A 463-nucleotide genomic window follows, 5' to 3' on the forward strand; every position below is an offset into this window, starting at 1 on the left:
CTGGATTAGTTACAATTGCTTGGGCAGATGCTACCGCAACCGCTTTCTCTAACGCCGTTGTGGCATCAACAATTGCCTGCGTTGTACCCGTGTTCGCCGCGGCATCCGCTTGGGCGGTTTGCACAGCCGCAATTGCCCGAGCAACCGCATCATCCGTGGCCACATCCTGAGTCGTCGCATTGGTAATTGCCGCCGCCGCGTTGCTGTTTGCTGTCTCACGTGCGGTTTTTGCATCGGCCAACGCTCGATTTAACGCGTCTTGGGCAGCTTGCACATCAGCCGTCGTTTTCGTTGCATCACGTGACGTTGACTCAAGTGTTGCCGCAGCTGATGCCACCGCTGATTCCTGGTCATACGGTGACGTTTCAGTCACCACGACCGTCACCTGTTTAGTCGTTTGAAGCCCGGACGCATCCGTTGCGGTGATTGTGACCGTGCAAGTCCCTGGTTCATCCTTAACAAC

1 protein-coding gene is annotated in these 463 nt (G+C 55.9%); it reads right to left on the reverse strand.

The window, feature by feature from the left end; translation table 11 throughout:
- Positions 1-376 (reverse strand): hypothetical protein (locus C1I98_RS46620; protein ID WP_199537594.1); only part of this gene is annotated, 376 nt, incomplete at its 3' end.
- Positions 377-463: the final 87 nt, after the last annotated feature.

It is taken from the genome of Spongiactinospora gelatinilytica (assembly GCF_003236385.1).
Lineage (GTDB): Bacteria > Actinomycetota > Actinomycetes > Streptosporangiales > Streptosporangiaceae > Spongiactinospora > Spongiactinospora gelatinilytica.